General features: G+C 70.9%; 14 protein-coding genes. 8 read left to right on the top strand and 6 right to left on the bottom strand.

The genetic code is table 11. The features are described from left to right. Positions 1-205 precede the first annotated feature (205 nt). Entirely contained in the window at positions 206-1228 is a 1023-nt protein-coding gene (locus RUR_RS14990; protein ID WP_283135633.1) for a zinc-dependent alcohol dehydrogenase family protein, read from the top strand. A gap of 10 nt (positions 1229-1238) precedes the next feature. Here the strand turns inward: RUR_RS14990 and RUR_RS14995 are convergent, their stop codons facing one another. Together RUR_RS14995 and RUR_RS15000 are read right to left on the bottom strand one after the other, a co-directional pair. After that, the gene (locus tag RUR_RS14995) at positions 1239-2570 is read right to left on the bottom strand and encodes an ABC1 kinase family protein (RefSeq protein ID WP_283135634.1); all 1332 of its coding nucleotides are present in this window, start codon (positions 2568-2570) and stop codon (positions 1239-1241) included. Next, positions 2567-3706: a ThiF family adenylyltransferase gene (locus RUR_RS15000; RefSeq protein WP_283135635.1), complete on the bottom strand. Its 1140-nt coding sequence runs from the start codon at positions 3704-3706 to the stop codon at positions 2567-2569. The genes RUR_RS14995 and RUR_RS15000 overlap by 4 nt, the downstream gene beginning before the upstream one ends. Before the next feature lie 334 nt (positions 3707-4040). On the opposite strand from RUR_RS15000, the gene RUR_RS15005 reads away from it, so the two are divergent. Then, positions 4041-4550 (top strand): M48 metallopeptidase family protein, encoded by a 510-nt coding sequence (locus tag RUR_RS15005; RefSeq protein ID WP_283135636.1) that lies wholly within the window; start codon positions 4041-4043, stop codon positions 4548-4550. After that, positions 4547-5170 (top strand): hypothetical protein, encoded by a 624-nt coding sequence (locus RUR_RS15010; RefSeq protein ID WP_283135637.1) that lies wholly within the window; start codon positions 4547-4549, stop codon positions 5168-5170. Before RUR_RS15005 ends, RUR_RS15010 begins: the two co-directional genes overlap by 4 nt. A gap of 10 nt (positions 5171-5180) precedes the next feature. On the opposite strand, the gene RUR_RS15015 is transcribed toward RUR_RS15010, so the two are convergent. The 3 genes from RUR_RS15015 to RUR_RS15025 form a co-directional block, all read right to left on the bottom strand. After that, positions 5181-6152 (bottom strand): endonuclease/exonuclease/phosphatase family protein, encoded by a 972-nt coding sequence (locus tag RUR_RS15015; protein WP_283135638.1) that lies wholly within the window; start codon positions 6150-6152, stop codon positions 5181-5183. A gap of 73 nt (positions 6153-6225) precedes the next feature. Further along, complete coding sequence (locus RUR_RS15020) at positions 6226-6783, bottom strand: NUDIX hydrolase (RefSeq protein WP_283135639.1); 558 nt, start codon at positions 6781-6783, stop codon at positions 6226-6228. A gap of 2 nt (positions 6784-6785) precedes the next feature. Continuing rightward, positions 6786-7967, bottom strand: coding sequence for a zinc-dependent metalloprotease (locus RUR_RS15025; protein WP_283135718.1), 1182 nt, complete (start codon positions 7965-7967; stop codon positions 6786-6788). A gap of 151 nt (positions 7968-8118) precedes the next feature. Here RUR_RS15025 and RUR_RS15030 point away from each other — a divergent pair, with 151 nt between their 5' ends. The 5 genes from RUR_RS15030 (at position 8119) to RUR_RS15050 (ending at position 14491) form a co-directional block, all read left to right on the top strand. Further along, complete coding sequence (locus RUR_RS15030; protein WP_283135640.1) at positions 8119-9189, top strand: NAD-dependent epimerase/dehydratase family protein; 1071 nt, start codon at positions 8119-8121, stop codon at positions 9187-9189. A 118-nt stretch (positions 9190-9307) separates the two neighbouring features. Continuing rightward, on the top strand, positions 9308-9844 hold the full coding sequence (locus RUR_RS15035; protein ID WP_283135641.1) for a transthyretin-like family protein: 537 nt from the start codon (positions 9308-9310) through the stop codon (positions 9842-9844). Between the two features lie 71 nt (positions 9845-9915). Beyond that, positions 9916-10341 carry a molybdenum cofactor biosynthesis protein MoaE gene (locus tag RUR_RS15040; protein ID WP_283135642.1) on the top strand — a complete coding sequence of 142 codons (426 nt, stop codon included), beginning with the start codon at positions 9916-9918 and terminating at the stop codon, positions 10339-10341. Between the two features lie 35 nt (positions 10342-10376). After that, positions 10377-11453: a YlbL family protein gene (locus RUR_RS15045; protein ID WP_283135643.1), complete on the top strand. Its 1077-nt coding sequence runs from the start codon at positions 10377-10379 to the stop codon at positions 11451-11453. A gap of 59 nt (positions 11454-11512) precedes the next feature. Further along, positions 11513-14491 (top strand): UPF0182 family protein, encoded by a 2979-nt coding sequence (locus RUR_RS15050; protein WP_283135644.1) that lies wholly within the window; start codon positions 11513-11515, stop codon positions 14489-14491. A 124-nt stretch (positions 14492-14615) separates the two neighbouring features. On the opposite strand, the gene RUR_RS15055 is transcribed toward RUR_RS15050, so the two are convergent. After that, the gene (locus tag RUR_RS15055) at positions 14616-20342 is read right to left on the bottom strand and encodes a WD40 domain-containing protein (protein ID WP_283135645.1); all 5727 of its coding nucleotides are present in this window, start codon (positions 20340-20342) and stop codon (positions 14616-14618) included. Between the last annotated feature and the right edge of the window lie 47 nt (positions 20343-20389).

The following is a 20389-nucleotide window of genomic DNA, read 5'->3' on the forward strand; positions in this document are numbered from 1 at the left end:
CCGAATACAGAGCCTCCTGCAGGAGGCCGAGGACAGGCGACGGATATCCGAGGCCCTGGCGTCCAGGCGCGCCGAGCGCAAGGCCGCCAAGGCCGCATCACACCCAAACCGCGCGGCCCAGCGGGTTCCGTAACCGGACCCGACCCGGTCACGCCCCCGCCCGGGGAGGAGCACACGGCTCCTCCCCGGGCCTTTTCCTGGGTACATGGCGTACATGATGAACGCCTGGACGGTGACCCGGCCCGGTCCGATCGAGGGGCGGCCGCTGGAGTTCGTGCGGTTGCCGGTGCCCGAGCCGGGGCCCGGCGAGGTCCTGATCAAGGTTGAGGTGTGCGCGGTCTGCCGTACCGATCTGCATTTGGCGGAGGGCGACCTGGCGCCGAGACGGCCCGGGACGGTGCCCGGACATGAGGCGGTCGGCCGGGTGGCCGGTCACGGCGCGGGGGCGGGGCGGCTCGCCACGGGCACCCGGGTGGGGGTGGCGTGGCTCCGCTCCACCTGCGGACGGTGCGCCTACTGCCTGCGCGGTGCGGAGAACCTCTGCCCGTACTCCACCTACACCGGCTGGGACGCCGACGGCGGCTACGCCGAGTACGTCGTGGCACCGGAGGATTTCGTCTACGTCCTTCCCGAGGAGTATCCGGCCCAGGAGCTCGCCCCGCTGCTGTGCGCGGGGATCATCGGCTTTCGGGCGCTTTCGCGGGCGGAGCTTCCGCCGGGTGGCCGGTTGGGGCTGTACGGGTTCGGCGCCTCGGCTCATCTGACCTTGCAGGTCGCCTTGGCGGACGGGGCGCGGGTGCATGTGCTGACCCGGTCGGCGCAGGCGCGGCGGCTCGCCGTGGAGCTGGGCGCGGCGTCGGCGGACGACGCCTACGCCGAACCGCCGGAGCCGCTCGACGCGGCGATCCTGTTCGCCCCGGTGGGGGATCTGGTGCCGACGGCGCTGGCGGCGCTGGACCGGGGCGGCACACTCGCCGTCGCCGGGATCCATCTCACCGACGTCCCGGTGCTCGGTTATGAGCGGCACCTGTTCTACGAGCGCACGCTGCGCAGCGTCACCGCCAACACCCGGGCGGACGGCCACGCCTACCTTGAACACGTGGCGCGGCGTCCGCCGCGGATCACGACGGTCCGCTACGACTTCGACCAGGCCGATCTGGCCTTGACCGATCTGGCCGCGGACCGGGTCACCGGGGTGGCGGTGCTGATGGTCGGGGATTCGGCCTGAGGACCGCCGGTCAGCCCGTCTCCAGTTCGAGCTCCGGCTCGGGGGCGAACCCGGGGATCCATCGGATGATCTCCCCGCGGAAGGGAGCCTCGGTCTCCAGCTGGCAGAAGACGCCGACGGCCGCCGCGTGCACCCGGTGGATGAGGACGTAGGAGGCCGGCAGGTTGAGCTGCCTGATCACGTTGGTGGGGCGCAGATCGGCCGCGGTGGCGGCCTGGGCCTGCAGCCACTCCCGGCTGAACTTGAAGGTCTCCACCTGAGAGGGCTGCAGGTAGGGGGCGAGGAATCGGCTGAGGGACTCGACGTCCACCTCGATGTGCGAGCGGATGAAACCCTCGGCGCGGAGTCCGGCCACCACCGTGTCGATGTCCCCGCTGTTGAAGATGCGGGAGAGCCTGCCGAACATCACCGGGTAGCCCTCGGGGAGGCGGCTGACCGCGCCGAAGTCGAGCACGCCGAGTCTGCCGTCGGGGAGCACCCGGAAGTTGCCGGGGTGGGGGTCGGCGTGGAGCATGCCGACGCGGGCGGGCGAGCTGTAGATGAGGCGGGCCAGGAGCAGCCCCGACCGGTTCCGCTCCTCCTGACTCCCCGACTCGATGATCTTGGAGAGCGGTTTGCCGTCGATCCACTCGGTGACGAGCACGTGCTCGTTGCAGGCGATGACCCGGGGGACCAGGAAGTCGGGGTCGCCGGAGAACTCCGCGGCGAAGGCCTGCTGCGCCTCGGCTTCGCGGAAGTAGTCGAGCTCCTCGACGACCCGCTCTCTGAGCTCGGAGAGGACGGCCTTGACGTCCAGGCCGGGGAGCAGTCCGCCGAAGAGCTTGCCGAGCCGGGCGAGCTGGTTGAAGTCGGAGAGGAGCGCCTTACCCGCGCCCGGATACTGGATCTTCACGGCGACCTCGCGGCCGTCGTGCCAGATCGCCTTGTGCACCTGCCCGATCGACGCGGCCGCGGCCGGCATGTCGGCGAACTCCAGGAAGTTCTCCCGCCAGTCGCCGCCCAGCTCCTCGGCGAGCACCCGGTGCACCGTCGAGGCGGGGAGTGGGGGAGCGGAGTCCTGGAGTTTGGTGAGGGTTGCCCGGTAAGGTCCGACGACCTCAGGAGGCAGCGCGGCCTCGAAGATCGACAGGGCTTGGCCGAGCTTCATCGCGCCGCCCTTGAGCTCACCCAGGACTTTGAAGACCTGTTCGGCGGTCCGTTGCCGGATGTCGGCCGCGACGGCCTCGGCCGAGGAGCCTCCGATACGCTTTCCCAGGCCCAGGGCCGTACGCCCCGCATAGCCGAGCGGGAGGGTCGCTAGCTTGGCGGACCGCGTCACGGCGCGGCGAGGGAGGTCGCTCACGCGACCATTCTGAGCCATTTGAAGTCGTTTCGACTACAACGACATTGCGGGTTGACCGACCAGGAGCGACGCCTCAGCTGGTAATCAGGCATGACATCCACTGTGCCGTTCATCACACTCGATTGACCTCCGTCGATGTAGGTCAGGGCGTGAGCGGCCGTGTGCGCCGCCACCAGGGTTGACATCACGCTATCGCACGCAGTCTCCCCGTAGGGGAATCCGCCGAGCTGCGCGGCGATCAACGGCCACTCCGGGTCGCGGTCCCGGCGGGTGAGCTCAAGGCAGTGCAGGCAGGCGGTCCGGCCCGGTGTCACCAGCGGCCCGAACGAGCCGACACCCTCGGCCGCCGAGGCGAGAAGGTGGGGAATCTCACGTGCCATGAGGTCTCCGATGAGGACGCCGTCGAGCGGGCCCACCGGGCAGAGGATCACCAGGTCGGGGCAGGGCGCGCCGTCGAGCGGGCTGGACGCCTGGTCCCCGGCCCACGCGTTGAGGCTGGGCATGAGCCGTACCGCGGCGGCGATCGCCCCGTGCTGGCGCTGCGTGCCGAGGTCCGGCCAGGACAGGCCGCCGGGGACCACGTCCTGCGGGCGGGTGCGGCCGGGGTCCACCACGCACAGGTGCCCGACCCCGGCGGCGGCGAGGTGGACGATGGTCTGCGCCCCGATCCGCCCGGCCCCGTAGACCCGGATCTGCGCGTCACGGCGTCTGCGCAGGGTGGCGAGGCCGCCGTCGGTGGTGGTGGGGGTGGCGGAGAGGGCGTCCAGGTCGGGCCCGAGCCGGTCCCGTTCGGGGATGGTCAGGGTACGGAGCACGGCCCGGTCGGCGGCGACGTCCTCAAGCAGGCCGAGGCGGGCCAGGAGCCCGAGCAGGCGGTCCGCGGCGGCTCCGCCGAGGCCGAGTCGGGCGGCGTGGGTGCGGAGCTCGGCCAGGACGCGGGAGCCGTCCAGGCTCGTCACGAACCGGTGGACCAAGGGGTGCAGCTCGGTGAGCATGATCGCACGATGGGCGTGCGCGCCGATCTGCATTCTCGCTCCGTCACGGCGCAGCACCGGGAAGATCGGCTTGAGTCGGGGGCGGACCGGCAGGTCGGGGCGGGGGGCCGCCGGTGTCTCCGATGGCGGGGTCGGGGGCATGGGCAGCGACGGTGCCATGGATCGGCGCCGGGCGGGCCTGGTTCTCCCCAGCCTGTGGATAACTCGGTCGGATCCCCCCTCTCCTGGGGTGGTTACCGGGAGATGGCGCGCTCGTCACCGTGTGTCTTTCGTCACTGATCGACGGCGGATGCCTGTGGATAAGTCTGTGGACAACGCTGGGGAAAACCTTGTGGACTATGGGCGGCGTCTCCGCCGATCGCCGGTCCCAGGCCCGGAAAACCACCGTGGCCCACGGATGAGATTATGGCGCCTGACCAGCAAAAACACGGCTCACCCCCTGTGGAATTCGAGTGGTCTCGGATACCGTGCATATGTGCCCCCCGAGAGTGTCGAGGTCCGTCGTAGCTCACGCAGGCGGCGAACCGTTTCCGCGTATCGCGATGGCGACAAGACGGTCGTCTTGATTCCGGCTGGGCTGAGCCGGTCCGACGAAGAGCAGTGGGTGCGCCGAATGCTGGACCGGCTGGCCGCCAAGGAGAAGCGCCGCAGGCCCAGCGACGACGATCTGGTGCTCCGCGCGAAAGACCTGTCCCACCGGTACCTCGACGGCAGGGCTCACCCCGACAGCGTGCGCTGGGTGGACAACCAAAACCATCGCTGGGGGTCCTGTACCCCGGACCAGGGGACGATTCGGCTCTCCACCAGGCTGCGGGGCATGCCCTCGTGGGTCGTCGACTACGTCCTGATCCACGAGCTCGCCCACCTGATCGTGCCGAGCCACGGCCCCCGGTTCTGGGCGCTGGTGGAGCGCTACCCCAAGGCCGAGCGGGCCCGCGGCTTCCTGGAGGGTTTCTCCCTCGCCGCACACGTGGACCAGCAGTGACGACACGCTTCGCCGGAGTGCTCGTCACCCCCGGGATGGCGGCGGCCGCCCCCGTCGGCACGGATCGGTCCGCATTCCTGTCCGCGGTCGCCGAAGACGTCTACGAGCTCCTCGCCGGGCTGGAGTCCGTCACCCCGGTGCTGGTCACCGCGGTCCCCGGGCTTGAGGAGATCACCTGGCCGGGCACCCCGGTGATCGACGTGGCGGGCGAACCGGATCCGGTGCGGGCCGGCTTCGCCGGAATGGCCGGGCTCGGGGCGGCGGACGCGGACCCCCAGGCGGTCCTCGTCGCGGCGGACGCCCCCGACCTGCCGGCGCTGCTGATCGGCAAGCTCTTCCGCGGACTGGGCGGCAGGGAGGTGGCGATCTGCCCCGACCAGCGAGGTGCCCCCGTCGCCCTCGCCGCCAGGCTTCCGCTGCCCGGCTGGGTGGAGGTCGGCTTCGAGACCGATCAAGCGCTGGTACGGCTGCGCGCCGCCGCCCCCGGGCCGCGCCGCGTCTACGCGGGCCCGGGGTGGCATCGGCTGCGCGAACCGGCCGACCTGCGCCGTCTCGACGTCGGTCTGGAGGGGTGGGAGCAGACCCGCGCCCTGCTCGGCGGGGCTCCGCTGAGCAGGTGACGCCCCGGGCTCAGCGCACCCGCAGATCGGCGAAGACGGCCCGGTGATCTGAACCGGGGATGGGGTGGATTTCGGCTCCGGAGATCGAGAAGCGCCGGTCGACGAGGATGTGGTCGATCATGAACAGCGCGGGGAGCCCGCCCACCGGCCAGGTGGGGGTCAGCCCGCTCCCCACCGCGTCGGCGGCGTCGGTGTACCCGGTGGCGAGGATGTCGCGGAAGATGCGGTGGTCCTCCGTGGCGTTGAAGTCCCCGGCGAGGATCCGGTACCCGCCGGTCGCCGGGGGGAGCGCGCGCAGCCCGGCCGCCCAGACGTCCACGGTGCCGGGGACCGGCGCGTAGGGGTGCACCGCGACGATCTCCACGGTTCGGCCGCCCTCCGTCCGCAGCTGCGCGACCGGCATGTTGTGGCCGACGGGCGTGAACAGCCCGGTGCGCTTGGTGAGCTGCCGGGTGGCGTAGACCCCGGTTCCGGACGCCCCCCAGGTCGCCTCCATGACCCGGTACGGCAGCAGCGTCTTCAGCCCGGCGGTGTCGAGTCTCTCCTCCAGCTCCGGGGTGATCTCCTGCACGCTCAGCACATCGGGCCGCAGCCGCCGTACCAGCTCCACGACCCCCGCCGGGTCGGCCTGGCCGAACTTCAGGTTCGCGGTGAGGATCCGCAGCGGCTCACCGGTGCCCGGATTTCCCTCGGGCAGCAGGCGGGGCGTGATCGCGAAGCCGAACGCGAGCACGGTCGCGAGCGCGACGGCGATCGGCGCCTTGCCGCGGGACCTGAGCACGATCGCCAGGACGATCAGCGAGCCGAGTCCCGCGTAGGGGGTGAAGGCCATGATGAAGGCGATGACGTCCAGATCGACGCCGAACGTCCGTACGACGGCCCACAGGGCGAAGGGGGCCAGGATCGCCCAGTACACGAGGACGCCCCGGCGCGCCCGTCGCCCGGGGGCCTGATCCGATGCCGTGACGTCGTCGGTGAGCACGCCTCGACCCTAACCGGAGGACGGGGTGCCGGGCCTGGGGAACCGATGCGGATCAGCCGGGAACCCCGGCGGGTCACCTGCCCGCCGACCGGTTCAGGGTCAGGCTCGCGTCGGCGACGAGTCCCCGGACCGCGTCGTCGGTCGGGTGGGGAAGGTCCGTCACCGGGAACCACCGGAGGTCGTTCGACTCGTCGCTCATGACCGGCAGGCCACCCTCCGGGGCGACCGCCGCGTACTGCACGTCCAGGTGCCAGCACTCCGGAGGGTGGCACCGGACCCGGTGGCGGTCCAGCCGGACCGGGCCGCCGGGCAGCAGCCGCAAGCCGGGCATCCCCGACTCTTCGCCGGCCTCCCGCAGCGCCGCCTCGGCCAGAGTGCGGTCGTCCTCCTCACAATGCCCGCCCAGCTGCAGCCAGAGCTGGGCGATCTTGTGGAGGGTGAGCAGCACCCGGGCGCCGTCGTGGGACAGGACCGCGACGCTGGCCGTGACGTGGCCCGGCACACAGGAGCGCCACATCCCGTCCTCGTTCTCGGTCAGATGGCGCAGGAACTCCAGCCGGAGCCGCTCCTGCGCGGGGTCCGGGGCGGTCCACCCGGTGAGTACGGCGAGCGCGTCGGAACGCAGGCCCACCGTCAATCGTCCTCGTCCGGCTTCTCCCCGGTCAGTTCGGAGATGTCGAAGGTGCGCTGGCTCCGCTGCACGAAGCCGTGCGGGTCGTCCAGATCCTCCGCGCGCGGCATGAGGTCCGGGTGCGACCAGATCGCGTCCCGCCCTTCGACCCCCTTGGCCTCGCGGAGCGCCTCCCACAGGACGGCCGCCTCGCGGAGTCGCCGCGGCCGGAGTTCCAGTCCGACGAGGGTTTCGAAGGTGCGCTCGGCCGGTCCGCCGGAGGCGCGGCGACGCCGTACCGTCTCGGCGAGCGCGGCCGAGGCGGGGAGCTTGTTTCCGGCCGCGGCGTTCACGATCGTCCCGACCCACCCCTCCACCAGGGCGAGCGCGGTCTCCAGCCGGGCCAGCGCGGCCTTCTGCCGCTCGGTCTCCTCGGGCTTGAGCAGCGAGCCGCCGGCCAGGGCCTCCTGCAGCTGCTGCGGGTTGGTGAGATCCATCTGCGTGATGGACTGCTCCAGGCCGGACAGGTCGATCACGATGCCCTTGGCGTACTCCTCCACCAGGCCGAGCAGATGGGCCCGCAGCCACGGCACGTGCTGGAACAGCCGGTGGTGGGCCGCCTCGCGCAGCGCCGCGTACAGCCGTACCTCCTCCGCGGGCACCTCCAGCCCCTCGCCGAACGCGGCGACCCCCGGGGGCACCAGGGCGGCGTTCGGGGTGAGCGGGAGGCCGATGTCGGCGGAGCCGAGCACCTCGCGGGCGAGCGAACCGAGCGCCTGCCCGATCTGCGTGCCGACCATCATCCCGCCCATCTGGCGCATGACGCCGAAGAGCGGACCGGCCATCGCCTGCGCCTCGGCCGGCAGGGCGCCGCCGCCCAGCGACCCGCCCATGGTCTCGACCATGCGCGCGGCGATCGGGTCGCAGAGCTGCTTCCAGACCGGGACGGTCTTCTCGATCCACTCGGATCTGCTCCACGCCTCGGGGCGCACCAGACCGCTGGGGAGCACGGTGGCCTCGCCGAGCCACAGATCCGCCAGGTTGAGCGCCTCGACGACGGCGCGCCGTTCGTTGTCGGTCAGGGACGGATCCCCCTCGGCGACGACGGCCTGCCGGGCGATGTTCGTCGCCATGTCCCAGTTGACCGGGCCGGATCCCGCGGGAGCGGAGAGCATGTCGGCAAACTGTCTCATGGCGGCCGCCATCTGTGCGGGGTCACCAAACACCGCGAAAGGGTTGTCCTCGGGGCCTTGGCCCTCGGGATCGTTCACTCTGTCGTCACTCACTGGTTGACCTCGTGCAGGATGGAGGAGTCCACAGTGCCACGTTATCCGTCCCACAGCGAAGTGAGTGCAGGTGCCTACGTCGAAACGCCGCCGAGCGCCCGTCGTCGCCGTCACAGGCGCGGCCACAGGGTTGGGCCGTGCGTTTCTCGCGCGGGTCGCGATTTCCGGTGATTTCCGCAGGGTGGTGGCCATCGACGATCACCGCGGGGACGTCGCCGACGTCACCTGGCGGGTGATCGACGTCAGAGATCCGCTCTTGGCGAACCGCATCTCCGACATCGACGTCCTCGTCCATCTCGCCGGGGACTACGCCCTGGACGCCGACCCCGAGGAGCGGCGCGCCTACAACCTGCGCAGCGCCCAGACCGTGCTGACCGCGTGCGCGGCGGCCAGGGTCCGGCGTGTCGTGCTGGTGACCAGCGCGATGGTGTACGGCGCGGCGGCCGACAACGAGGTGCCGCTCCCCGAGGACGCCCCGCTGGCCGCGGAGCCCGACTCCGGGGTTGTCGGCGACCACCTGGAGATCGAGGCGCTGGCCCGCAGGTCGCTCCGGGCGCACCCGGGGGTCGCGCTCACCGTGCTGCGGCCCGCCGCGCTCGTCGGGCCCGGGATCGACACCGTCGTGACCAGGCACTTCGAGGCGCCTCGCCTGCTCACCGTGAAGGGCTGCCTGCCCCGGTGGCAGTTCTGCCATGTGGACGACCTGGTCTCCGCGCTGGAGCTCGCCGCCCAGGACCGGGTGAGCGGGGTGGTGGCGGTCGGCTCGGAGGGATGGCTGGAGCAGTCCTCGGTGGAGGAGCTCTCCGGGCTGCGCCGGTTCGAGCTCCCCGCCGGCCTCACGTTCGGTACGGCGCAGCGGCTCCATCGCCTCGGCATCACCCCGGCTCCGGCGACCGACCTGCACTACGTGGTCTATCCCTGGGTGGTCGACTGCGCGGTGCTGCGCGCGGCCGGGTGGAAGCCGGCCTGGACCAACGAGGCGGCCCTGACCGAGCTGCTGAGCCTGCGGGAAGGCAAGCACGCGGTGGTCGGCCGTCGGCTCACCGGCAAGGAGGCGACCCTCACCGCGGCGGGCGCCACGGTCGCGGTCATCGGCACCGCGGCGATCGTCCGGCGTGCCCGGCGCAGGCGGAAATTCTGAGTTCGCACGATATTTCGGGTTATCGGGGTGGAATCGAGTGTTCCGGTGGCGCGGCGCGCGGGGCATACGCCAGGATCATCCAGGTTGATCAGCGATCGGATGATGTCTAGGGGATGCGATGCACCTCAGCAGGTTCGGTGGTGCACTCGCTCTGGCGGCACTGCTCCTGGCCGGTACGGCGTGCGCGGGGGAACCCGAGAAGGAGCGCGGCGCCGCGGCGCCCACGTCGGTGCCGGTCACCCCGCAGAGCGCGGCCCTGACCGCCACGGAGGACACCGTCGCCCTCGGCACGGTGGTGAAGAGCGGCGCCCCGCTCGGCGGCGCCCAGGTCGAGCTGATCGCGCACGCCGGTGAGCGCCGGACGCCGGTGGTGAAGACCACGGCGGACGCCCAGGGGAGGTTCCGGCTCGACCTGGCCTTCGACGGGCTGGACAAGGCCCTGGTGAGCGAGGAGGACGACGTCCTGCTGGAGATCGTCGTGGCGGGCGCCGCCCCGGGGTGGACCTTCACCGCGACCCGCGCCGAGTCGGAGGGCAAGGCGACGTGGTCGACGAACGAGTCCGACTCGCTGGAGGAGCCCCGGCCGCTCGACGTGGAGATCGATTCGGGGGTCAGCCCCGCCAAGATCACCCGTCGCGACATCCCCGACAAGTAGCCGGCGGCGCGGACCGGGAAGAACCCGAGTCGCATCATGAGGCTCCCGGCGGGGAAAGGTAGTGTCGTGGCGTGGATGTAGTCCGGCTTCTCGCCATTCGCGACACCCCGCTCTCCGTCGACGAGGTCATGACGGCCGTCGCCGACCAGGCCGCGGGTGGCACGACCGTGTTCGTGGGCACCGTGCGCGACCACGACCACGGCAAGCCCGTCGGCGCGCTCGCCTATTCGGCCCATCCGAGCGCGGAGCGGGAGCTGAGGCGGGTCGCGGAGAAGGTGGCGGCGGACTTCCCCGTCACCGCGCTCGCCGCCGTACACCGCATCGGTGAGCTGCGCCTCGGCGATATCGCAGTGATCGTGGCGGTTGCGGCGGCCCATCGGGACGAGGCGTTCGCGGCGAGCCGCAGACTTATCGACGACCTCAAGCGCGAGGTGCCCATCTGGAAGCACCAGGTCTTCTCGGACGGGACGACCGAATGGGTCGGGGCCGGTGAGTGACGTCGTCCCGTCGACCACCACATAGGCTGCCAACCATGTCCCGGCGACCGCTGACCCTGATTGTCGCGACCCTGCTCGTGCTCGCACTCGGCGTCGCAGGCGCGTGGCTGCCCGTACCCTACGTGGTGCTCAGCCCGGGCCCGACGGAGAACACCCTCGGCACCCTGAAGGGCAAGCCGCTGATCGCCATCAGCGGCCGGCAGACCTACCCGACCGACGGCAAGCTCAGCCTGGTGACGGTCGCCTACCAAGGCGGGCCCGGCGCCCGGGTCGACCTGTTCATGGCGCTCCGCGGCTGGCTCGACCCCACCGTCGCCGTCGTTCCCGAGGAGACCATCTTCCCCAAGGCGACGACCGTGAAAGAGGTCGAAGAGCAGAACACCCAGGAGATGACCGACTCCCAGCAGCTCGCCACGGCCGCCGCGCTCAACGAGCTGAAGATCCCGATCGGGTCCGGCGTCATGGTGGCGGGCACCCAGAAGGGCAAGCCCGCGGAGGGCAAGCTGAAGGCCGGCGACGAGATCGTCGACGTGGACGGTCAGCCGGTGAAGGACCTGGAGCAGGTCAGGAAGCTGGTGGGCGCGCACAAGGTCGGCGACGAGGTCAGGTTCACCGTGAAGCGGACCGAGCAGGGCAAGGGCGCGCCCTCGGGAACCCCCACCACCCTCACTGTGACATTGACCACGGTGGCGGGCGCCGACAAGCAGCCGGTGGTGGGCGTCGTCATGTCCCCGATGTTCAAATTCCCGTTCGACGTCCGGATCAGCGTCGGCGAGGTCGGCGGGCCCAGCGCCGGTCTGATGTTCGCGCTCGGTATCGTCGACAAGCTCACCCCCGGCGATCTGACCGGTGGAAAGTCCGTCGCGGGCACCGGGACCATCACCCCGGAGGGCGCGGTCGGGCCGATCGGCGGCATCCAGCAGAAGATGGTGGGGGCCCGCGACGCCGGGGCCACGGTGTTCCTCACCCCCGCCGCCAATTGCGCGGACGCGCTCCGGGCGGTGCCGGACAACCTCCGTCTGGTGAAGGTCGAGACTCTGCACGGAGCCATCCAGGCGATGGACGCGCTCCGCACCGGTTCGGGCAAGGTCCCGTCGTGCTCCGCCCAGTGATCTGTGTAGGGGTGTAGGTTTCCAGGCAAAGTAGTTGTCGTTTGAGATGAGGGGGAGGCGTGAGCTTCCGGACCTCCGGAGCCGGTCGGCCCAGGTTGAATCGGCGATCCAAGCTGTTCATCCCGGTATTGATCGCCCTTGCGGTGCTTGTTGGGTTGTTCCTGATATTCGCCAACATCTGGACAGACTTGCTCTGGTTCCGATCGGTTGACTATCAGTCTGTCTTCTCCACCATGCTCCTGACCCAGGTCGTCCTGTTCCTCCTGGGTGGGTTGCTCATGGCTGGAGTCGTCGGCGGCAACATGCTGCTGGCCTACCGGCTGAGGCCCATGTTCGGCACAGCCATGTTCGGCCAGCAGGGTGTCGAACGCTACCGGCTTGCGCTGGACCCCCATCGCAAGCTGATCCTCTACGCCGTCATGGGCGCACTCGCCTTCTTCGCGGGCACCTCGGCCGCCGGGCAGTGGACGACCTGGCTGCAGTTCGTGAACAGGACGCCGTTCGGGGTCAAGGACCAGCAGTTCGGTCTGGACATCTCGTTCTTCACCTTCACCTACCCGTTCATCCGGATGGTGCTGGGCTTCCTGTTCGCCGCGGTCATCGTCTCGGCGATCATGGCGACGATCATCCACTACGTCTACGGCGGATTCCGCCTGCAGAACCCCGGTGCCTCCGCCAGCCGGGCCGCCCGGGTGCACCTGTCCGTGCTGCTCGGCACCTTCGTCCTGCTCAAGGCGATCGCCTACTGGGTCGACCGGTACGGACTGGCCTTCTCCGAGGCAGGACGGGTGCACGGCCCCTCCTACACCGACGTCAACGCGGTGCTTCCGGCCAAGACCATCCTCGCCTTCATCGCCCTGCTCTGCGCCGCGCTCTTCTTCGCGGGTGTGGTACGGCGCGGCGGCATGATCCCCGGCGTCTCGTTCGGGCTTCTGGTGCTGTCCGCGGTGCTGGTCGGCGGGGTCTACCCCGCGCTCGTCGAGCAGTTCCAGGTCAAGCCGAACCAGCAGAGCAAGGAGGCGCCGTTCATCAAACGCAACATCGACGCCACCCGGGCCGCGTACGGCATCGACAAGGCCCAGGTCACCAACTACTCGGCCAAGACCGAGGCGAGCGAGTCCGAACTGCAGAGCGAGGCCGCGACCATCCCCGGCGTCCGGCTCCTCGACCCCAGCCGGCTCTCCCCGACCTTCCAGCAGCTCCAGCAGATCCGTGGCTACTACCGGTTCCCCGACCAGCTCGACATCGACCGGTACAACATCGACGGTCAGGTACGGGACACCGTGGTCTCGGTGCGGGAGATCGGGACGCCGCCCACCGCCCAGCAGAACTGGATCAACAGCCACCTCGTCTACACTCACGGATTCGGGTTCGTGGCCGCGCCGGGCAACCAGGTCGACGCCAACGGGCGGCCCAACTTCGTGGAGAAGGACATCCCGCCGGCCGGGCAGCTCGGCAAGTTCGAGCCCCGGATCTACTTCGGGGAGAACTCCCCGGTGTACTCCGTCGTGGGCGCGCCCAAGTCCGCCAAGCCGATCGAGCTCGACTACCCCGACGACGCGGCGCCCAACGGTCAGGTGAACTACACCTACACCGGCAAGGGCGGCGTGCCCATGGGGTCGTTCTTCAACCAGCTGCTGTACGCGATCAAGTTCGGCGAGAAGAACATGCTGCTCTCCTCGGACATCAACGAGCAGTCGCGGATCATGTACACCCGCCAGCCCAGGGAGCGGATCAAGAAGGTCGCGCCGTTCCTGACCCTGGACAGCGATCCCTACCCGGCCATCGTCGGCGGGCGGATCGTGTGGATCGTCGACGCGTACACCACCTCCGACGCCTACCCGTACTCCCAGCGCAAGAGCCTGCGGGAGCTGATCGAGGACGTCACCACCGACCGCCGGCCCGGGGTCCAGCTGCCGAACGACAACGTCAACTACATCCGCAACGCGGTCAAAGCCACCGTGGACGCCTACGACGGGACCGTCTCGCTCTACCAGTGGGATGAGAAGGACGCCGTCCTGAAGACGTGGATGAGTGCCTTCCCGGGCGTCGTCAAGCCCTTCAACGAGATCTCCGCCGAGCTCAAGCAGCACCTTCGCTACCCGGAGGACCTGTTCAAGGCGCAGCGCGAGATGCTGGCGAACTACCACGTGACCGACCCGAACGCCTTCTACATCGGTCAGGACTTCTGGAAGGTCCCGGCCGACCCCTCCTCCAACAAGAGCAAGCAGCCGCCGTACTACATCACGCTGCGGATGCCGGGGAGCACCACCCCGACCTTCTCGCTGACGTCGACGTTCGTGCCGAACGGCCGGCAGAACATGGCCGCCTTCATGGCCGTGGACGCCACCGCCCAGACGCCGGACGCCAAGCTGCAGATCCTGCAGTTGCCGAGCGCCACCACGATCCAGGGTCCGGAACAGGCGCAGAACACGTTCCTGTCCGACCCCCGGGTCTCCAGTGAGCTGAACCTGCTGCGTGGGCAGCAGGGAGCGGCCACGGGCACCGATGTGCTCTACGGCAACCTGCTGACCCTGCCGTTCGGCGGGGGGCTGCTCTACGTGGAGCCGATCTACGTCCAGCCGAAGGCCGAGACCTCGGGGCGTTATCCGACGCTCCAGCGGGTCCTGGTGCTCTTCGGGAGCAAGGTCGGTTTCGGGCCCACCTTCCAGGACGCGCTCGCCCAGGTCTTCGGGACGAACGTTGAGAAACCGCCCACCACGGGCCAGCCGAATCAGCCGCCGACGACGAACACCCCGCCGTCCACCGGACAGGCCCCTGCGGTCCAGGCGGCGCTGCAGAAGGCCCAGGCCGCCTACACCGCGGGTCAGGAAGCCCTGAAGAAGGGGGACTTCACCGCCTACGGCAAGGCCCAGGCGGATCTGAAGGCGGCGCTGGACGAGCTGGACAAGGCGCTGAAGGCGCAGGGCACCCCGGCGCCGAGCCCGACCGGCTCACCCGGACCGACCCCGACCGGTTCGCCGAGTCCCACCCCGGGGGCGGCGGGCACCCCGAGTCCGTCCCCGACCACCGGTTAGCCGAACCCGTCGACCGCCGCCCGCTCAGCTGAGCGGGCGGCGGTTCGGTTTTCCGGCTCAACCCGATTCGCCGAGCCGCCGGCCGTACCCGGCACGGTCGGAGAGCCCGTGACGGAACGCGGCGTCAGACTCCGGGAGGCGGGGGCGGGTCGTCGGTGAAGGAGGCTTCGATCGGGAGGCGGCGGACCTCGGGGAGGTGGTCGTCGAGTTCGCCGGGCTCGAAGCGGCGGGTGCCGACGGCGTGCCAGAAGTGGCCGCTCACCATGCCGTCGGTCTTGTACCTGCCGTCGGGGGCGATGGCGGCCCAGCCTTCGGGGAGGCCGAGCAGGGTGAGCCGCAGCCGGGGTTCCCCGGTCATGTCCCACAGGCGGGTGGTGCCGTCGTCGCTCCCGCTCGCCAGCAGGCTCCCGTCGGGGCTGAAGGCCACCGACCAGATGCTCCGGGTGTGCCCGGCGACGGTGTGGACCAGCCGGCCGGTCTCCGGGTCCCAGATCCGGATGGTCAGATCGTCTCCGGCGGTCGCGAGCAGGGTGCCGTCGGGGTTGAACGCGATCGTCCACACCCGCCCGCCGTGCGTGATCGGCTCGGCGACGGGGCGGCCGGATCTGGCGTCCCACAGCCTGACGGTGCCGTCCCACGAGCCGCTGGCGAGCCGCTCGCCGTGGAACGCGATGGAGTAGACCCGATCGGTGTGGCCGGTCATGGTGGTCAGCAGCCGGCCGGACTCGGCGTCGAACAGCCGGAGCCTGCGGTCGTCGCATCCGGTCGCCAGGACGGTGCCCGAGGGGTGGTAGGCGATGGACCTGACCCGTCCCCGGTGTTCGGTGAGGGTGCGCAGGAGACGTCCGGTGGACCGGGTCCACAGGCAGACCGTGTCGTCGTCGTTCGCGGTGGCGACGACCTCCCCGTCGGGGCTGAACTCGACCGCCCAGACCGACGGCGTGCCGAGCTCCAGATAGCGTTCGTAGTATCCGGTGGTCACGTTGAGCAGGTTGACCCGGCCGTCGTTGCTGACGGTGGCGAGCCGGGGGGCGGTCGGGCTGAACACCGCGGTCTGCAGGACGACCAGCCGGTCCTCGGTGCCGCGGAGCGACCGTTTCAGGTTTCCGGAGGCGGGGTCCCAGATCCGGACTATCCCGTCGTTGCAGCTGGTGGCGAGGGATCGGCCGCTGGCGCTGAAGCGGACCGAGGTGACCTGGCGGCCGTGTCCGCGCAGGATATGACGGCACTGGCCGGTCGCGGTGTCCCAGAGCCGGGTGGTGAACTGGTCGTCGCTCACCGCCAGCTGGGCGCCGTCCGGCCGGAAGGCGAACGGCCAGATGGAGCCGGTGTGGCCGCGCAGGCTGTGCCGCGGCTCCCCGGTCCGCACGTCCCAGAGGTGGACTCCTCCCGCGTTGTCCCCGCTGGCCAGGAGCTTGCCGGAGGGGTCGAAGACGACCCAGTAGACGGCGGCCTCATGCACGGCCAGCGTATGCCGTACCTGCCCGGTGTCGGTGTCCCAGATGCGGATGCTTCCCCCGGTGTCCCCCACGGCGATCAACGGTTCACGCGGGTGGTGGTTGAGGGTGTAGATGTGCCCGGTCCGGCCGCTCAACGTGTGGCGGAGCCGGTCGCCCTGCCACAGCCGTACGCTTCCGTCCTGTCCGCCGACCGCGAGGAGCTCGCCGTCCGGCCGGAAGGCGACCCGGTAGATCGTCCCCGGCTCGGCCGGGGGACCGACCTGGGCTTCGCCGGTGACCGGGTCGCGGATCAGGATCGCCCCGCTCCGATGCCCGGTGGCGAGCGAGCGGCCGTCCGGGTGGAACGAGGCGGTGAAGATGGGCCCGTGGCCGCCGGGCTCCGCGGAGACCAGGTCGCCGGTGGCGGTGTCCCACAGGCGCAGCACCCCCGCCGCGTCCCCGGTGGCGATCAACGACGCGTCCGGGCTGAACAGCACCGGCCAGGTCCACCTCTCGTGGCCGGCGAGCACGTGCAGCGGTTCGCCGGTGGCGGCGTCCCACAGCCGGACCGTGCCGTCGGAGGACCCGGTGGCCAGCCGGAGACCCGCGGGCCCGAAGACGACCGCGAAGACCCGGCCCCGGTGTCCCTGCAAGGTGCGCAGCGGCTGCCCGGTGAAGCTGTCGCACATCATCACCCCGCCGTCGCGGCTCCCGATCGCCAGTGTGCCGCCGTCCCGGCTGTAGGAGAGCGGGAGGGGGAGCCGGCCCAGCTCGGCGTCGAAGCCGTGCGGCACCCCGATCTCGGCGGGGGAGAACTCCATGTGGATCGGCCGCCCCGGGGCGACCGACGCACCCCGGAACTCCGGGCCGTTCAGGGAGCCCTTGACGTTGATCAACGCGGCTCTGGTCCACCGGCTCCCCGCGGTGATCGCGTCCCGGAGGTCGGCGCGGGGGAGCTGGGCCCGGGTGAAGTCGGCGCCGGTCAGGTCCGCGCCGACCAGGATCGCCTCGTCCAGCCGGGCGCCGGTCAGGTTGGCCTTGCGCAGGGTGGCGCCGGTCAGGTTGGTCCCGACCAGCCGGGCGCCGGTGAGGTCCGCCCCGGTCAGGTCGACGGCCTGCCACCGGCGATGCGAGAGGTCCTGACCCTGGAGGGAGGCGCCCCGCAGCGCGGCCGAGGGCGGGGTGCGGAGCCGGGTGCTGATCTTTATCGCGTTCTCCCGCGCCACCTCGTCCGCCTCGGCGTCGCCCAGCACCCGGTCGATCCAGTCCTGGCAGAGCCGGCTGTCGGCCAGGTCGCAGAGGAAGTCGATCGTGAGCTGGGTGAGGGGGCGGCGGATCAGCTGCGGCGGGCTGGCGACCCCTTCGCGGAGCTGCTGCGCCACCGCGTTGGCCACCAGCCATTCGGCCACCGAGCTGTGGATGAAGCCGAACAGGCCCTCGTCGGTTCTGACCAGCAGGCTCCCGGCGCCCATGGCGTGCGCGCGCTGCTCCGGGGAGAGCCGGTCGGCCAGCTCGTGCAGGGTGCCCGCGATCTCGTTCAGCTCCGCGGCGCGGAGATAGGGTTCACCGCCGTCCCACAGGCGGAGCGCGAGCGTGGTGACCGCCTGCCACAGGTCCGGGAGGCGCAGCCCACCGGCGGCGCCGGGGACCCCCGAGGTCCGATGCTCCTCGAACCGCAGCCAGGCGGTGAGGATCTCCTCGTACAGCAGGGCCGCGCTGATCGTGTGGGTGGCCTGGGCCGCGGAGCGGAGCCGGGATTCGCTCAGTTGCGCGATGAAGCTGAGCATGCGGGGGTTCCTGGCCAGCCCGAGCAGGTCCTCCACGCTCTTGATCAGATCGAGCCGGGCGTCGGCCTGGGACTCCCGGCCGTAGAGGTTGACCAGGTAGCTCCGGATCTGTATCGGACTGAACTCCTCGACGCTGAGGATCCGCCGATGGGGGAGGAGACCGACCCGTTCGCCGAGCGCGGTGAAGACCTGGGCGTCGGAACGGAAATGCTGGGTACGGCTCGCCACCACGATCTTGGCCCGGCCCTGGGCGGCCTGGAGCAGCGTGTCCAGGTGGTCGGCCGCCCGATCGTAGGTCACCCGGGTGACGAGCTCGTCGAAGCCGTCGAAGAGCAGGACGATCCGCCCCTGCCCCAGCATGTACTGGAACGCCTTGAGGTCGATCAGCTCCTCGTGGTGGTTGGCCAGATGCGCAGCGACCAGCCCCTCCACCGAATGCGCCTTGTCCAGGGCGCGGAGCTCGATGAGGATCGGGATGAGGTCGTGCCGCTGCTCGCCGAGGCGCCGGGCCACCTCGCGGAGCGAGTAGGTCTTGCCCCGGCCGAAGTCCCCGAGCACGAGGACGAACCTGCCGTGCTCGGCGGTGACCAGGTCAACCAGCTCCGCGACGAGGTCCTCTCGGACGGGGGCGCCGGGGTCGTCGAGCCGGCGGAAACGCTGGGGCACGTACAGGCCGGGCGGGTAGCGGCGGTCGGTGCGCAGCCGTACCGTCTGCTTCGTCACGTAGTCCCGCATGTCGAGCAGGCCTTGGAACTCGGTGAAGCTGCGCAGCCGTACCCCACGCCGCACCGCTTCCTCCCGGAGCGCCTCGGAGGCCCGGCTCGCCGCCTGGTAGACCAGCTCGCCCTCGCCCTCGGCGTGCCGGGCGAACGCCTCGATCACCTCCCGGGTCGGGTCGCCGACGTGCGCGCCGATCCGCCACTGCGGGTTGAACCCGTCGTCCTGGCGGGTGACCAGCAGATGCGGGGGATCTGTGGCGACATGGCGGATCTTCACCCGATCGTGGCGGGTCCGGCACACTTCGGCCACCCGGTCCAGCAGGAGGCTGGTCGGATCGGAGAGCCGGATCGGCTCGGCCTGCTCCACCGGATCGGCGAGCTCGGGGGAGTCCTCGTCCTGCGGCGCGGAGAACGTGCCGCCCGCGGCGGCCCACGGGCGGTCCAGGTGTTCCCGCCGCCCGTCGTAGACCGACCACCGGGTCAGCCCGTCCGCGGTGAGATGGATGATCTCGTCCCGCCCCGCCTTGGCCCCGGGCAGCACCGGCAGGTCGGAACCGAGGTAGTCGACGTCCGTGGTGCCCGGTCCGGGTCCGTGCAGCAGCAGGTTGAGCCGGCGGCCGAGCAGCCGGTCGAGGGTGCCCGCGTCCCGCAGCAGCGCCGGATGGGAGCCGACCGGCCCCGAGCCCGGGGCCGGATCGTGCCGGACCGCCCCGATCCGCAGCCAGCCCGCCTGCTCGTACGGGCGCAGCTGCTCGGCGAACCAGGTGGCCTGCGCCTCCCCGATCCAGCCGTAGTCGTCTTTGGAGAGGTGGGTCACCGCCATCGTCGAGTTGAGCCCGGCGACGACGAGCCGCAGGTCCGGCATGGCGAACAGGCTCCACGGCTGCGCGCTGTCAAAGATCACATTGTCCAGGCCGGCGTAGAGCTCGTGGAAGAGCCGCGCGTAGTGTTCGAGCTTGCGATAGTACGGCGGCAGCGGCGCGACCTCCCGGGCCTCGCAGTCGGCGAAGTACGACAGGCAGGCCGCCTTGGACACGTCGTGGCTGCCCGGCACCACGACCAGCCGATGCGGCTCCAGCCCCAGCAGCGCGCGGAGCCCGGTGAGGAAGGCGATCGCCTCGTCGATCTCGCTCGGGCGGCCCGACTCGGTGAGGTCGCCGCTCACCACGAGCAGATCCGGCCGCGGCGCGCCCACGTCGACCAGCTGGGAGAGGTTGGCCCAGATCCGGGCCTGCAGACCACCCGCGTCCAGGGGCTCGTCCTCGTCGACGAGGCCGCGTCCGAACCGCGGACCCGCCACGTGCAGGATGCTCACCTCGGCGCGCGGGGAGCCGGAGTCGTCCAGGTCGTGGGGGTAGCCGGGGGCCATGGCGGGGGTACGGCGGGCGCGGGTCACCCGGCCGCGGGGCGATTCCGGCGCCGGTGTCCCCTGGTGCGGATCACCCGGGAAGCCGGGCTGGGCGGGTGGCTTGGCCCGGCCGCGGAGCGCGTGGGTGAGCCGGTCCAGCAGGAGCACGCGGGCGTGCTCGGCGTCGTCGGCGCGGAGCAGGTCCAGGTAGGTGATCGTGGAGAGGAGGCCGCCGAGCCGGCACTCCTCGATCCGGACGGTCAGGAGCTTGCCCGGATCCGTGCCCATGACCGCGCGCCATTCGCGTTCGCAGTTGGGGGAGGCGAGGTAGCTCGGGGACAGGAGGGCGAGGACCAGGGTGGACTCCCTGACCCCTCGGTCCATGAAGTGCACCCAGTCGGTGCCGGGGACGAAGTCCCACGCCTGGATCAGCGTGCGGTATCCGGCACTCTCCAGTTGCCAGGCGATCCAGGTGGCCCACCGCTCGTTGACCACCGAATAGCTGATGAAGAAGTCGATTCCACCTTCGAGTTCCGGGAGCCCCCCTCGGCGTGTCATTCCTTCAGTATCCCGGCTGCGGTAGACGTTGCGTAGATTTCTCCAAT

It is taken from the genome of Rhizohabitans arisaemae, assembly GCF_025996515.1.
In the GTDB taxonomy this organism is placed as follows: domain Bacteria; phylum Actinomycetota; class Actinomycetes; order Streptosporangiales; family Streptosporangiaceae; genus Rhizohabitans; species Rhizohabitans arisaemae.

Coding starts and splice junctions, on each gene's coding strand:
- RUR_RS15055 (WP_283135645.1), bottom strand. CDS start 20,342: ATGACACGCCGAGGGGGGCTCCCGGAACTCGAAGGTGGAATCGACTTC.
- RUR_RS15035 (WP_283135641.1), top strand. CDS start 9,308: ATGCACCTCAGCAGGTTCGGTGGTGCACTCGCTCTGGCGGCACTGCTC.
- RUR_RS15045 (WP_283135643.1), top strand. CDS start 10,377: ATGTCCCGGCGACCGCTGACCCTGATTGTCGCGACCCTGCTCGTGCTC.
- RUR_RS15000 (WP_283135635.1), bottom strand. CDS start 3,706: ATGCCCCCGACCCCGCCATCGGAGACACCGGCGGCCCCCCGCCCCGAC.
- RUR_RS14990 (WP_283135633.1), top strand. CDS start 206: ATGGCGTACATGATGAACGCCTGGACGGTGACCCGGCCCGGTCCGATC.
- RUR_RS15025 (WP_283135718.1), bottom strand. CDS start 7,967: ATGGCGGCCGCCATGAGACAGTTTGCCGACATGCTCTCCGCTCCCGCG.